The 12510-nt window shown below is 71.8% G+C and carries 13 protein-coding genes; 7 read left to right on the top strand and 6 right to left on the bottom strand.

Annotation, left to right across the window (positions count from 1 at the left end; all coding sequences use genetic code 11):
• Positions 1 to 117: 117 nt before the first annotated feature.
• Entirely contained in the window at positions 118 to 1743 is a 1626-nt protein-coding gene (locus ACWEOE_RS41635) for an ABC-F family ATP-binding cassette domain-containing protein (protein ID WP_452019293.1), read from the bottom strand.
• A 154-nt stretch (positions 1744 to 1897) separates the two neighbouring features.
• Positions 1898 to 2383 (bottom strand): MarR family winged helix-turn-helix transcriptional regulator, encoded by a 486-nt coding sequence (locus tag ACWEOE_RS41630; RefSeq protein WP_452019291.1) that lies wholly within the window; start codon positions 2381 to 2383, stop codon positions 1898 to 1900.
• Between the two features lie 172 nt (positions 2384 to 2555).
• Between ACWEOE_RS41630 and ACWEOE_RS41625 the strand changes: the two genes are divergently transcribed.
• From ACWEOE_RS41625 to ACWEOE_RS41610, 4 genes are read left to right on the top strand one after another with little or no spacing between them, the layout of a single operon-like run.
• A complete protein-coding gene (locus ACWEOE_RS41625) occupies positions 2556 to 3143 on the top strand; it encodes an ArsR/SmtB family transcription factor (RefSeq protein WP_452019289.1) in 588 nt (195 codons plus the stop codon).
• Entirely contained in the window at positions 3140 to 4411 is a 1272-nt protein-coding gene (locus ACWEOE_RS41620; protein ID WP_452019287.1) for an MFS transporter, read from the top strand. The genes ACWEOE_RS41625 and ACWEOE_RS41620 overlap by 4 nt, the downstream gene beginning before the upstream one ends.
• Complete coding sequence (locus ACWEOE_RS41615) at positions 4375 to 5205, top strand: metallophosphoesterase family protein (protein WP_452019285.1); 831 nt, start codon at positions 4375 to 4377, stop codon at positions 5203 to 5205. The genes ACWEOE_RS41620 and ACWEOE_RS41615 overlap by 37 nt, the downstream gene beginning before the upstream one ends.
• Positions 5206 to 5226: 21 nt before the next feature.
• On the top strand, positions 5227 to 6174 hold the full coding sequence (locus ACWEOE_RS41610) for a phosphotriesterase family protein (protein WP_452019283.1): 948 nt from the start codon (positions 5227 to 5229) through the stop codon (positions 6172 to 6174).
• A 124-nt stretch (positions 6175 to 6298) separates the two neighbouring features.
• On the opposite strand, the gene ACWEOE_RS41605 is transcribed toward ACWEOE_RS41610, so the two are convergent.
• The gene (locus ACWEOE_RS41605; RefSeq protein WP_452019281.1) at positions 6299 to 7213 is read right to left on the bottom strand and encodes a PAC2 family protein; all 915 of its coding nucleotides are present in this window, start codon (positions 7211 to 7213) and stop codon (positions 6299 to 6301) included.
• Between the two features lie 346 nt (positions 7214 to 7559).
• Here ACWEOE_RS41605 and ACWEOE_RS41600 point away from each other — a divergent pair, with 346 nt between their 5' ends.
• From ACWEOE_RS41600 to hisG, 3 genes are all read left to right on the top strand, one after another.
• The gene (locus ACWEOE_RS41600) at positions 7560 to 8246 is read left to right on the top strand and encodes an HAD family hydrolase (RefSeq protein WP_452019279.1); all 687 of its coding nucleotides are present in this window, start codon (positions 7560 to 7562) and stop codon (positions 8244 to 8246) included.
• A gap of 64 nt (positions 8247 to 8310) precedes the next feature.
• Positions 8311 to 8574, top strand: a complete 264-nt coding sequence (locus ACWEOE_RS41595; RefSeq protein ID WP_184778231.1) for a phosphoribosyl-ATP diphosphatase — start codon at positions 8311 to 8313, stop codon at positions 8572 to 8574.
• A gap of 36 nt (positions 8575 to 8610) precedes the next feature.
• Entirely contained in the window at positions 8611 to 9456 is an 846-nt protein-coding gene (gene hisG / locus ACWEOE_RS41590; protein WP_452019277.1) for an ATP phosphoribosyltransferase, read from the top strand.
• 126 nt (positions 9457 to 9582) lie between these two features.
• Here the strand turns inward: hisG and ACWEOE_RS41585 are convergent, their stop codons facing one another.
• The 3 genes from ACWEOE_RS41585 to ACWEOE_RS41575 form a co-directional block, all read right to left on the bottom strand.
• Complete coding sequence (locus tag ACWEOE_RS41585) at positions 9583 to 10518, bottom strand: ParA family protein (RefSeq protein ID WP_452019275.1); 936 nt, start codon at positions 10516 to 10518, stop codon at positions 9583 to 9585.
• 63 nt (positions 10519 to 10581) lie between these two features.
• Positions 10582 to 11373, bottom strand: a complete 792-nt coding sequence (locus ACWEOE_RS41580; protein ID WP_452019273.1) for a thioesterase family protein — start codon at positions 11371 to 11373, stop codon at positions 10582 to 10584.
• Entirely contained in the window at positions 11373 to 12266 is an 894-nt protein-coding gene (locus ACWEOE_RS41575) for a RecB family exonuclease (protein ID WP_452019271.1), read from the bottom strand. Before ACWEOE_RS41575 ends, ACWEOE_RS41580 begins: the two co-directional genes overlap by 1 nt.
• Positions 12267 to 12510 lie beyond the last annotated feature (244 nt).

Here is a 12510-nt window from a genome sequence, read left to right as displayed (position 1 = left end):
GGCTGAACGGTCGGATCGGCCTGGCGGCCGATCGCACCGTCCAGCCGAAACGCCGGCGCGATCTCGCGGTGTGGTTGCTTTTGCCAGCGTGGTTGAGCATTACTTGTGTATAACGATCTATACGGCCGCGGATTGGGCTGCGCGTAGGTCCAAGTGGTCGCCCTGCCAACGGCGGCGCAGCCAGCGATCGTGAGAGGCGAGGACGACGGCCCCTGGGGCCTCACCAAGCGCGGCGGAGAGTTCCTCGGCCAGGGTGAGCGAGATGTGGTTGGTCGGTTCGTCGAGGAGCAGGACGTCCGGCGGGTCGGCCAGCAGAACGGCGAGCGCGAGCCGGCGGCGTTGGCCCACGGAGAGTTCGCCGACGGGGCGGGCGAGGTCGCGCGGCGAGAGCACGCCCAGGTGGGACAAGGGTGGTGCGTCCTCGCCCAGCGTGGCGCGGTAGACCGCGTGGGCCTGCTGAGCCGGGTCGGGGAAGGCCACGTCCTGCTCCAGCAAGCCCACCCGCACGCCGGGTCCGAAGTGGACGGTCCCGGACGTGGGCGCCAGCCGGCCGGCCAATACCGACAGGAGCGTGGACTTGCCCGCGCCGTTGCCGCCGGTCACGAGCAGTCGTGTTGTGCCGTCGACGTCGAGGTGGTCGAGGTGCAACCGGCCCGGGACGACGAGGTCCCGGACCGAGATCGCGGGGCCGTCGACCGTCGACGCCGAGGTGAGCTGCGCCCGGAAGCGCAGGGGCGCGGGTGGCTTGCGCACCTGGTCGTGCTCCAGCTCGTCGAGCCGCAACTGCGCGTTGCGGACGCGGCGGGACACCTGCTTCTGCACCCGCCCTCCCTTGAAGTTGTAGAGGTTCTTGTCGCCGTCGGACTGCGCGCGGTTGTGCGCGACCCGCCGCGCCGTGACCGCGACCGATTCGCGCAGCTCCTTCAGCTCGTCCTGCTCCTCGGCGAAGCGCTGTTCCCAGCGCGCGCGTTCGGCCCGCTTCTGGTCGAGGTAGTCGCTGTACGTGCCGCCGTAGCGTGTCGCCCCGCCCACGAGCCGGTCGGCCGGCGCGGGGTCGAGGTCGACGATGTCGGTGCACACCGCGTCGAGGAACACGCGGTCGTGCGAGGACAGCACGACGACGCCGGACAGCTCAGCCAGTTGGTGCTCCAGGAACTCCAGGGCCGCGTCGTCGAGGTGGTTGGTCGGCTCGTCGAGCAGCAACGTCGCCGGGCGCCGGATCAGCAGGGCCGCCAGTCCGAGCCGGGAACGCTGTCCGCCGGACATCTCACCGAGCCGGCGGTCGTGCCCGATCCCGGCGAGGCCGAGCCCGTCGCACACCAGCTCGGCGCGGCGGTCGGCGTCCCAGAGGTCGTGGACCTGTGCCCACTCCAGGAGCTTGCCGTAGTCGTCGAGCACGCCGGCGTCGTCGGGCCGGTCGGTCATCGCCGCGGTGAGCGTGTCGAGGCGGGCCGCCGCCGCGCGGATGTCGGCCAGCGCGTGGTCGAGCACGTGACCGAAGGTCGCCGACGGTGCGAATGGAAGCTCCTGCAGCAGGAAACCGACGTCGTCACCGCGGAGGATCTCGCCCGAGCGCGGTTGCTCGAGCCCCGCCAGCAGCCTCAGCAGCGTGGACTTGCCTGTGCCGTTCTCACCGACGAGCCCCAGCCGGCGCCCGGCCGACGCGGTGAGGGACACACCGTCGAGCACGGTTCGGGCGCCGTAGCCGAACACGACGTCGACAGCTTTGAGGGACAAAGACATGAGGGATCACCAGCCCTGGTGGGAAAAACGGATTCCCCGACGGGACTCGTGGCTCCCGGGAGTGGTGCTCGACCGGGAGCTGCCTCGGTACGGGAAAGGGCTTGGCTCAGTTGTCCATGGTGGAAGAAGGTTAACGCAACCCCAGTAGGGTTAGTCAACCCCGAATTTCACGGCGAGGCGGCGCGGTCTCCTCGACCTGCCGGGTGGCCTGGTCCGCGGCCGTCTCGCCGTCGGTCAGGAACGCCACCAGCGCGGTGAGCTGCCGGCGGTCGAACCCGGCGAGACGCTCGCCGAAGCGCTGGGCGAGCGGGGCGTAGAGGTCGGTCAGCTCGGCCATCCGGTCGGGCAGGGCCCGGACGCGCAGCCGGCGCCGATCCGTCGGGTCGGGCGCGCGCTCCACCAGCCGCGCGTCCTCCATCCGGTCGAGCATCCGCGTGAACGCGCCGGTGGTCATCCCGAGCAGCCGGGCCAGCTCCGTGGGGGAGTCGGTGGCGCCGCTGTGCACGAGCTGCAGGCAGTGCAGCTCCGCCGGCGTCACGCCCAGCCGATCGGCGACCGCGGTGTGGAAGCGGACCGTGGCGCTCACGAACCGGGGGAGCGCCAGGGCGGCAGCAGTGGCGAGTTCTCGCTGGTGGGGCAACAGACCGTCCTCGGCGCGCGGGTTGGCTGGCGAACACTCGGCTGTCGAATACAACGACTGCACGAAGCAGTAACTGTCCGTGATGGTAGCGAAGCCCGTTGACAGCGGATCAGGCGCCTGCAACCCTGAAAGGACAGTTTCGAAACAATCCTTTCAGAGTTGCGGAGGACCGATGGCCGAGCTGCCGCCGCGCAAACGCGTCGACGACGCGGAGCTGCTGCGCGCGCTGGCGCACCCGCTGCGGTCGGCGCTGCTGCACCACCTGATGGCCGTCGGACCCCGCACGGCGAGCGAGTGCGCCGAAGCCGTCGGCTCGACCGCGTCCAACTGCAGCTGGCACCTGCGGCGCCTCGCTCAGCACGGTCTCGTCGAGCGCGCCGAGGCCACCGACGGCCGCGAACGCCCGTGGCGCGCCCTGCAGGTCGGCCTCGCCTTCGGCGACCTGACCGACGACCCGGCGCTCACCCGCGCGCAGCTCGCGGTGGTCGGTACGCAGCTGGCCGAGGAGCAGGAGCTCACCCGCCGGCACCTGGATTCGCTCGACACGCTCGACCCGGCCTGGCGCGCGGTGGCCGGTTTCAGCTCGTACACGCTGCAGGTGACGCCGGCGGAGCTGGACCGGCTGGTGCACGCGGTCGACGCGCTCTTGCGCCCGTACGTCGGCGCCATCCGCGAAGACGCGCCCGCGGACGCGCTGCCGGTGCACGTGGGGCTGCGCGCGTTCCCTCGGCTGGGGCCGGACGGGGAGCCGGTGTCGTGAGACAGCTGCTGGGCGTCCCCGCGTTCGTCCGGCTGTGGCTGGCCGCGTTCTTCGGCGAGTCGGCCGAGTGGATGCTGCAAGTCGCCTTGCCGGTGTTCCTCTTCGCGACCACCGGTTCGGCCGCGACGACGGCGCTCAGCGTGGTGCTGGGTCTGCTGCCCGCGGTGCTGCTGAGCCCGGTGGCCGGGGTCGTCGCGGACCGGTGGGATCGCCGGATCGTGCTCGCCGTGGTGTGCGTGGGCCAGGCGGTCGTCGCGCTGCCGCTGCTCGCCGGCGACGGCATCTCCGTCGCGCTGGTGTACGCGGTGATGGCTGCCCAGGCGGCGCTGGCGTCGGTGTTCGAACCGGCTCGCAACGCGCTCGTGCCGGAGCTGGTCGGCGTTGCCGAGGTGACCGGGGCCAACGGTTTGATGAGCGTGAACGGCAGCGTCGCCCGGCTCGCGGGCTGGGCCGGCGGGGCGTTGCTCGGCTGGGGCGGGCTGGACCGCGTGGTGCTCGGGTACCTCGGCGCATTCGCCGTCGCGGGGGTGCTGCTCGCGCGGCCGTTCCCCAGGCCGGTGGCGCCGCGCGTCCGCCCGGCGGTCCGGGAACCGGTCCTCGCCGCGTGGCGGGCGGGACTGCGCGAGCTCACGGGGGACCCGCGGCTGCGGGCCACCGGGCTCACGGCGGTGCTCGTGTCCGTGGCGCAGGGGATGTTCCTGGTGCTTTTCGTGGTCTTCGTGCTGGACGTGCTCCGCGGCAGCGAGGCCGACGCCGGGCTGCTGCGTGGGGTGCAGGCGATCGGCGGGCTCGCCGCCGGCTTCGCCGTGGCCACGCTCGCCCGCCGGGTGACGGGCGCCGCGCTGCTCGCGTGGGGGTCGCTGGCGACCGGGCTGGTGTCGGCGCTGATCTGGAACACGGCCGCCCTCACGACCGCGCTCGGGGTGTACGTGGGCCTGTTCGCGGTGGCCGGCGGGCCCGCGGTGCTCACCGGCGCCGGGCTGCTGGCCCACGTGCAGAGCGTGGCCTCGCCCGAACGCGCCGGCCGGGTGCTGAGCACGGTGTTCGCCGTGCTGGCCACCGGACAGGCCGCGGGTTCGCTGCTCGCCGGGGCGCTGGTGGTCCTGACCGGTCCGGCGGTGCTGCTCGACGTGCAGGCCGGCGTCTACGTGGTGGCCGGGCTGGTGCTGCTGGGGTGGCGCAAGGGGAGCATCTGGCGATCTCCCGGCCGGGAAGTGGCTACGGTGGAGGAGTGCCGTCTCTCTTCGCCACCAGCGACCTCCACGTGACCCACGAGGGCAACGGACCGATCCTCGACCGCGTCGTGCCGGATTCGCCGGAAGACTGGCTGCTCGTGGCCGGTGACGTCGCTGAACGGTCGTCCGTCATCCGCGACACGCTCGCCACCCTGCGCGAGCGGTTCGCGAAGGTCGTGTGGGTGCCCGGCAACCACGAGCTGTGGACCACGCCGAAGGACGAGTCCCAGCTGCGCGGCCAGGCCCGCTACGAGTTCCTCGTGGAGCAGTGCCGGGAGATCGACGTGCTGACCCCCGAGGACGAGTTCCCCGTGTGGGAGCACGGCGCGAAGCCGCTCACGATCTCGCCCCTGTTCGTGCTCTACGACTACAGCTGGCGCACGCCGGCTGCCGAGGGCAAGACGATCGAGCAGGCGCTGGCCATCTCCCGCGAGAACGGCGTGGTCTGCACCGATGAGTACTTCCTGCACCCCGACCCGTTCCCGAGCCGGCAGGCCTGGTGCGCCGAGCGCCTGAAGATCAGCACCGATCGCCTCGACGCCATCCCGGCCGACCGGAGCACGATCCTCATGTCGCACTGGCCGCTGCACCGCCACCCGACGGCGCCGCTGCACTACCCGGACTTCGCGCTGTGGTGCGGCTCGACCGAGACCGAGGACTGGCACCTGCGCTACCGGGCCGAGCTCGCCGTCTACGGCCACCTGCACATCCCGCGCACGACCTCGGCCGACGGCGTGCGGTTCGAGGAGGTCTCGCTCGGCTACCCCCGTGAATGGAGCCGCCGCGCCCGCGGCGCCGTGCCGCTGCGCAAGCTGCTCACGGCCTGAGAACCCGGCTACGCTGCGGACGTGACCGGGGAATTCAGGGTCCGCACCGTCCTCGGCGACGTCGCGCCCGCGACGCTCGAGGTGTGCGACGCCCACGACCACCTGTTCTTCGCCTCCCGGCTGCTCGCGGGCCAGGAGCTCGACGACGTCGGGGCGGCCGAGGCCGAGCTGCGCGCCTTCGCGGCCGCGGGCGGGCGCACGGTGGTGCAGTGGACACCGTTCGGCCTGAACCGGCGCGCGGCGGACCTCGTCGGGCTCTCCGAGGCGACGGGGGTGCAGATCGTCGCGGCGACGGGGTTCCACCGGGCCGAGCACTACCGCACCGAGATCCTCGACCGCGTCGCCGACCGGCTGGCGGAGCTCTTCGTCGCCGACCTCCTCGAAGGCATCCCGGCCGGTGACGACCCGGACGGCGACCGCACCGGGCCTCGCGCCGGCCTGATCAAGGTGGCGGGCGCGTTCCACGTGGTTGACCGACACGCCCGCTGGACGATGGTCGCCGCGGCCCAGGCCCACCACGAGACGGGCGCGCCGATCGCCGTGCACCTCGAGCTGGGCACCGCGGCGCGCGAGGTCGCCGACCTGCTGTGCGGCGAGCTGGCCGTGCCGCCCTCGCGTGTGATCCTGGGGCACCTCAACCGCAACCCGGACCTGCGAGTGCTGCGCGAGGTCGCCGGCACGGGCGTGTTCCTCGGGTTCGACGGGCCGTCGCGCGCGAACCACGCCACCGACTGGCGCCTGGCCGACCTGCTGTGGGAGCTGTCGACGGCCGGGCACAGCGCACAGCTGCTGCTTGGCGGCGACACGACCACCGCCGCGGCCCGCCTGTCCTCCGGTGGCGGCCCCGGCATCCCGTACCTGCTCACGACCCTGCGGCCGCGCCTGGTCCGGGCGCTGGGCGACGACGTGGTCGAGGCGATGCTGGTGGCGAACCCGGCCCGCGCGTTCGCCACCCGCTGGCGCCGCTGAAAACGACAGGGCCACTGAAACCACAGGGCCGCTGAAAACGACAGGGCCGCTGAAAACGACAGGGCCGCTGAAACGACACCCGGCCCCGGCCGCGGGTGCGGCAGGGGCCGGGGGAGAAGCCGGTTCAGCGGAGGCCGAAGCCGCCGCCTTCCTGGCCCGGGCGGCGCCGGCGCAGGTAGCGTTCGAACTCGGCCGCGATCTTGTCGCCGGACACCTCCTCCATCGTGAAATCGGTTTCGGCGTCGCCGCGTTCCTCGAGGCTGCGGACGTACTCGCTGATCTCCTCGTCCTCGTCGGCCATCTCGCTCACGGTGCGCTGCCACTCCTCGGCCTGCTCCGGCAGCGCGCCCAGCGGGATCTCGACGTCGAGCACGTCCTCGAGCTTGTGCAGCAGCGCCAGGGTCGCCTTCGGGGACGGCGGGTGCGAAACGTAGTGCGGCACCGCCGCCCAGATCGACACCGCGGGGATGCCGGCCTGCACGCAGTAGTCCTGCAGCACGCCGACGATGCCGGTCGGGCCCTGGTAGTTGTTCAGCTCGAGGCGGAACCGGCTCGCCGTGTCCTTGTCGTAGGCGGTGCCGGTGACCGGGACCGGTCGCGTGTGCGCGGTGTCGGCCAGCAGCGCGCCGAGCGCGACGACGGTGTCGACGTCGAGCTGCATGATGTGCTCCAGCAGCTCCGCGCAGAACGCGCGCCAGCGCATGTTGGGTTCCGGGCCCTGCACCAGCACCACGTCGCGGTCGAGGCCTTCGGGCCGGCAGATGGACAGGCGCGTGGTCGGCCAGTCCACCTGCCGGGTCACGCCGTCGACCATGTTGATGGTCGGCCTGCTGACCTGGAAGTCGTAGTAGTCGTCCGGCTCGAGCTCAGCCAGGGGGGTGGCGTCCCAGTTGAGCTGCAGATGCTCGATCGCACGGCTCGCCGCGTCGCCCGCATCGTTCCAGCCTTCAAAAGCCAGGACCATCAGGGGACGCTTCGATTCCGGCCGGGCACCGTCCGGGTCACCGGGTTGCTGGGTCTCGTCGACTGGCTCACTCACTTGCCCAGCCTACGACTCTTCGCCCGTAACCTGTGCAGCATGTCCGATCGCGTGCCGTCACCACTCCCGCCCTTACCCGGCGTAGCGGTACCGATGGCCAGGACACATCGGGGAACCGCAGCTCACAGGCTCGCGGACGGTCTGCGGTGCCCGGGACGGCCAATGGGATACTGGAGACCATCCGGCCCGCCGTCGTGCCCGATTCCCCCGGCGGACGGCCCGGGGCCGGTGCCGGTGCGGCGCAAGCCCACTCTTTCGGGTACGCCGATGTGTACACAGTCGTGGACAGTGCGCACGTGGTGAGGCACCTCCCGTCCGCCCGACGACGCACCGACAAGGAGAAACCGTGACTGCACCGTCCTCTTCGGACGGACTGGGCGCCGTGCTGTGGGACATGGACGGCACCCTCGTCGATTCCGAGAAGCTGTGGGACGTCGCGCTGTACGAGTGCGCCGAGGCGCTCGGCGGCACGCTGACGGAGGACCAGCGGATGACACTGGTGGGGTCCAACATGGACGCCACCGCCACCTACCTCCTCGAGGTCACGGGCAGTGAGGTGACGCCCGAATCGGTCGTCGAGACCGGCGCGTGGATCCGCCGCCGCACGGCCGGGCTGTTCGACGACGCGTTGCCGTGGCGACCCGGCGCGCGCGAAGCCCTGGCGGCGGTGAAGGCAGCCGGGATTCCGTCGGCGCTGGTCACGTCGACCGAACGGGCGCTGACCGAGCTCGCGCTGGAGACGATCGGCCGGGAGTTCTTCGACGTCACGGTGTGCGGCGACGAGGTCGACGGGCTGAACAAACCGCACCCGCGGCCCTACCTCAAGGCGGCCGAGCTGCTCGGCGTGGCGCCGGAGCGGTGCGTCGCGGTGGAGGACTCGCCGCCCGGTGCCTCCTCAGCCGAAAGCGCCGGCTGCACGGTGCTCGTGGTCCCCAACGACGTCGAGGTTCCCGACGGTCCGCGGCGGGTGTTCCGCGAGTCGCTGGCGGGCGTCGACGTGGCGGTGCTGGCCGCGTTGCTGCCGGGAGTGTGACTCCGGCGGCATCGAGGTCACCCGGGGCGGCGCCCGCCTGTGCGGGATGGAAGTATCTGCGACCGTGAAGACCTTCGATGAGCTGTTCGCGGAGCTTGCCGAGCGCGCCCGCACCCGTCCCGACGGGTCCGGCACCGTCGTCGCCCTCGACGACGGGGTGCACGCCCAGGGCAAGAAGGTGCTCGAGGAAGCCGGCGAGGTGTGGATCGCCGCGGAGCACGAGTCCGACGACCGCCTCGCGGAGGAGATCTCGCAACTGCTGTACCGGGTCCAGGTGCTCATGCTCGGCCGGGGGATCTCGACCGAGGATGTGTACCGCTACCTGTGACGCGCTCGCGCACCGGTGAATAGAGGAGAGAGCGAAATGCTGCGTGTTGCCGTGCCCAACAAGGGAGCCCTCGCCGCGGCGGCGGCCGAGATGCTTTCCGAGGCGGGCTACCGCAGGCGACATGACGGCAAGGACCTCACCGTGCTCGATCCGGTCAACGAGGTCGAGTTCTTCTTCCTGCGCCCCAAGGACATCGCGATCTACGTCGGCTCCGGCGAGCTCGACCTCGGCATCACCGGCCGCGACCTCGCGCTCGACTCGGGCGCGCCGGTCGAGGAGATGCTGGCGCTGGGCTTCGGCGGCTCCACGTTCCGCTACGCCGCCCCGGCGGGCCAGGACTGGAAGCCGGCGGACCTGCACGGCAAGCGGCTCGCCACGTCGTACCCGCGGCTCGTGCGCGAGGACCTGGCGCGCCACGGCGTCGAGGCCGAGGTGATCCGCCTCGACGGCGCCGTCGAGATCTCGATCCAGCTCGGCGTCGCCGACGCGATCGCCGACGTGGTCGAGTCCGGCCGCTCGCTGCGCCAGCACAACCTGGTGGCCTTCGGCGACCCGATCTGCGTGTCGGAGGCCGTGCTGCTGCAGCGCGCGGGCAGCGACGCGGCGAAGGCGAAGACGCAGCTGGCGGCCCGGCTGCGCGGTGTCGTGTTCGCGCAGCAGTACATGATGCTCGACTACGACTGCCCCCGTTCGCTCATGGAGCAGGCCATCGCGATCACGCCGGGCCTGGAGTCTCCCACCGTCGCCCCGCTCGCGGACGCCGACTGGGTCGCCGTCCGCGCCATGGTGCCGCGCAAGAAGGTCAACCAGATCATGGACGAACTCGCCGAAGTGGGCGCCAAAGCCATCCTCGCCTCGGACATCCGCTCCTGCCGGTTGTAGCCCGCCTTCGAAGGGCACTTTCGCCCTCGAGGCCAACCACGGCGCGAAGGCGATCTCGCACGCCCCGGCGGAGCCGGGGCCAACAACGCAGCAGCGCCCGAGGTGATGTGCGGCGAAGCCGGGGCATCACCGAGGGCGCTGCGGCCTTTTGGGCATGAGGTCGTAGAGCTTCTTGCGGGCGCCGTTGTCGTTGGCGTTGCGGGTCATCGCGACTTCGGAGATGAAGTCCTCGAACACGAACTCGTCGTCGGCGGGAACCTCGGTGGGGCCGGGGTTCTGGGCGAGGTAGCCGTCGAGTGTTTCGGCGATTTCGCGGAACGACAGGGCCTGCAGGGTTTCCGGCGCGTACGTGGTGACCGGCACGCCGTTGGCCGCGGCCTCGTTCATGACGACGCCGAGCGGGACGTGGGAGAGCATCGGCACGCCGAAGCTGTACATCTCCTGCAGCGCCGCCGCCGCGTAGTGCGAGATCGGGCGGCGGTAGAGACCGGGCACGATGCCGTACCACGCGATGGGCGAGCGGCCGGTGGTCTGCTCCACGTAACGCACCTGGTCGCTCAGCAGCCGCAGGGCGCGGATGCTCGTTTTGTCCGGCTGCACCGGCACCAGGATCCCGTGGGACGCCGCGAGAGCGTTGTTGGTGAGCACGTCGAGCGCCGGCGGGCAGTCGATCACCACGTGGTCGTAGTTCGCGAACTGGATCACGCGCGCCAGCTGCCAGCCGGGCACCCGGAACGAGTCGAGGCGGCGGATCAGGTCGAACATGCCCGGCGACGTCGGGATCACGTCGAACGCGCCGCCGCGGCCGAGGTTGCTGCGCGGGTGCGGCACCGCGAGCTCCTCGATCGGGCCCTTCCACAGCTTGGTGAGCGCCTTCGCGAGCGTGGGGGCGTCGCCGGTCACCTCGGCCAGGCCGAGCATCTCGGTGGTGGCGTGCCCCTGCGGGTCGAGGTCGATCAGCAATACGCGCCGGCCGCGTTCGGCCAGCGCTGCCGCCGCGCCCACGCTGAGTGAGGTCTTGCCGACCCCGCCTTTCTGGTTGACCACCGAGGTGATCTGCATGCCGGAGCGCTCCCTTGTCGGTCGTTCCGCGAAGGTTATTGGATCCGGGACGCGGGCGCGCGGTTATCCGCCCCCGGCCTGTCGCGGCCGGACGAGCAGAGCCTGCGCGCCGGTGCCGACCGGACCGGAGCCGTCGTGGAGCGTACTCGTGGCGGTGCCGACGCCGTGCGGCCCGACCAGTGTGACGGCGTCGAGGCCGATCCACTCGCCTTCGGGCACCCGGCGTAGGTGGATCGTGAGCTCCGAGTTGATGAAGATCCAGTCTTCGGCGGGCAGGAAGTGCGACACGCCGCTGGCCGAGTCCGCGACGGCGAACAGCCGCTGCAGCCCCGTGGGTTCCTCGCCGTCGACGAGGGGAATTCGCTGCCGGCCCCACACCGCGGCCGGGCCGGGTGCCGAGATGGCGCCGCGCACGGCCCGCCACTCCACGGCGTTGAGATAACCGCCGCGCCAGTTTTCGGGAAACGTCGACTCCGTGCCCTTGTCGGCCGGCGGCAGCAGCGGACCGGCATCGGTCGCGACGCTCGCCGTGTCGGTGGTCGCGATGCGCCACGCACTGGCGCGCGCGATCAGCTTGCCGCCCGCGGACAGCTCCGACTGCAGCAGCTCGACCGACCGGCCCGGCCGCTCGACCCACGAGCGCTGGTCCAGCTCCGCGACGGGCGCCGGCCCGAGGATCTCGACGGTCACCCGAGCGATCAACGACGGACGCGGCGCGTCGAGCCGCTCCAGCCCGCGCACGAGCAACGCCGAGGGCGGCCCGAAATGCTGCGCGTCGGGCGCCCACGGGCCACTGGTGTGCTCGGTGGCGGAGTACCGCTCGTCGCCGAGCGGCACGTAGAACGCGTCGGCCATCAGTCGGCCCGGTCCAGGGCGGTCTCTTCGCCCGCGTCGGGCTCCGGCCAGCCGGGGTACTCGGGCGGGGTGCCGCCGAACTCGGGGCAGTGCGCCTGGTGGTCGCACCACGAGCAGAGCTTGCCGGGGTTCGGCCGGAAATCGCCGGTCTTGCCCGCTTTCAGGATGGCCTGCCAGATCGCTTCGAGCGTGCGCTCGAAGCGGACGAGCTCCGCCTCGTCCGGCGTGTAGGCCAGCGACTGGCCGTCGGTGAGGTACATCAGCTTCAGCTGCCGCGGCACCACCCCGCGCAACCGCCACAGCACCACGGCGTAGAACTTCATCTGGAACATCGCCTTGGCCTCGCCGATCTCACGCGGCGCCGCCCCGGTCTTGTAGTCCACCACGCGGATCTCACCCGTGGGCGCCACGTCGACGCGGTCGATGTACCCCCGCAGCAACACCCCCGAGCCCAGTTCGATCTCCACGCGCAGCTCACACGCCTCCGGCTCCAGCCGGCGCGGGTCCTCCAGCTCGAAGTACGCGTCGAGCAGCTTCTCCGCCGACGCCAGCCACTTGTCGCTCTCGCCCTCCGGGTCCTCGGCGAACAGCTCGGTCCACTCCGGACTCGCGGCCGACAGTTCCGCCCACGTGGGCGCCAGCAGATCCTTCGCCCGCGGCGCGACGCGCTCACCCGCGGGCAGACCGAACAGCCGTTCCAGCACGGCGTGCACGAGCGTCCCGCGCACCTGGGCCTTCGTGGGCACCTCGGGCAGCCGGTCGACGGCCCGGAATCGGTAGAGGAGCGGACACTGTTTGAAATCACTGGCACGAGACGGCGACAACGCGGGCCGCCTGCGGACGGGTGCGTCACCGGTTCCCGGTGGGTTCGTGACCGTAGCGGTGTCGGGCATGGTCGAAGCGTAACGGCGTCCACCGACAGAATCTTTGACCCCGGCTGTGTCATAGGCCCCGGCTGTGTCATAGGCCCCGGCTTCGCCAGGGCGTGCGAGGTCGCCTGTGAGTCGGCGTTTCGATGGGGGCGGTCGGATCGGCCTGGCGGCGGCGAACCGCCGCGACGGCAGGTCGGCGAAGCTCTCCTCGGTGTCGGGCCGGGCCGCGCGCAGCGCCGCGATCCGCTCGGTGGCGACCGGGCCG

This window comes from Amycolatopsis sp. NPDC004368 (assembly GCF_053602515.1).
This window is presented reverse-complemented; position numbering and strand designations above follow the sequence as displayed.

Bases quoted from the DNA above. Each gene is read 5' to 3' on its own strand.
- ACWEOE_RS41635 (WP_452019293.1), bottom strand. From the start codon at position 1,743: ATGTCTTTGTCCCTCAAAGCTGTCGACGTCGTGTTCGGCTACGGCGCC.
- ACWEOE_RS41625 (WP_452019289.1), top strand. From the start codon at position 2,556: ATGGCCGAGCTGCCGCCGCGCAAACGCGTCGACGACGCGGAGCTGCTG.
- hisG (WP_452019277.1), top strand. From the start codon at position 8,611: ATGCTGCGTGTTGCCGTGCCCAACAAGGGAGCCCTCGCCGCGGCGGCG.
- ACWEOE_RS41585 (WP_452019275.1), bottom strand. From the start codon at position 10,518: ATGCAGATCACCTCGGTGGTCAACCAGAAAGGCGGGGTCGGCAAGACC.
- ACWEOE_RS41580 (WP_452019273.1), bottom strand. From the start codon at position 11,373: ATGGCCGACGCGTTCTACGTGCCGCTCGGCGACGAGCGGTACTCCGCC.
- ACWEOE_RS41575 (WP_452019271.1), bottom strand. From the start codon at position 12,266: ATGCCCGACACCGCTACGGTCACGAACCCACCGGGAACCGGTGACGCA.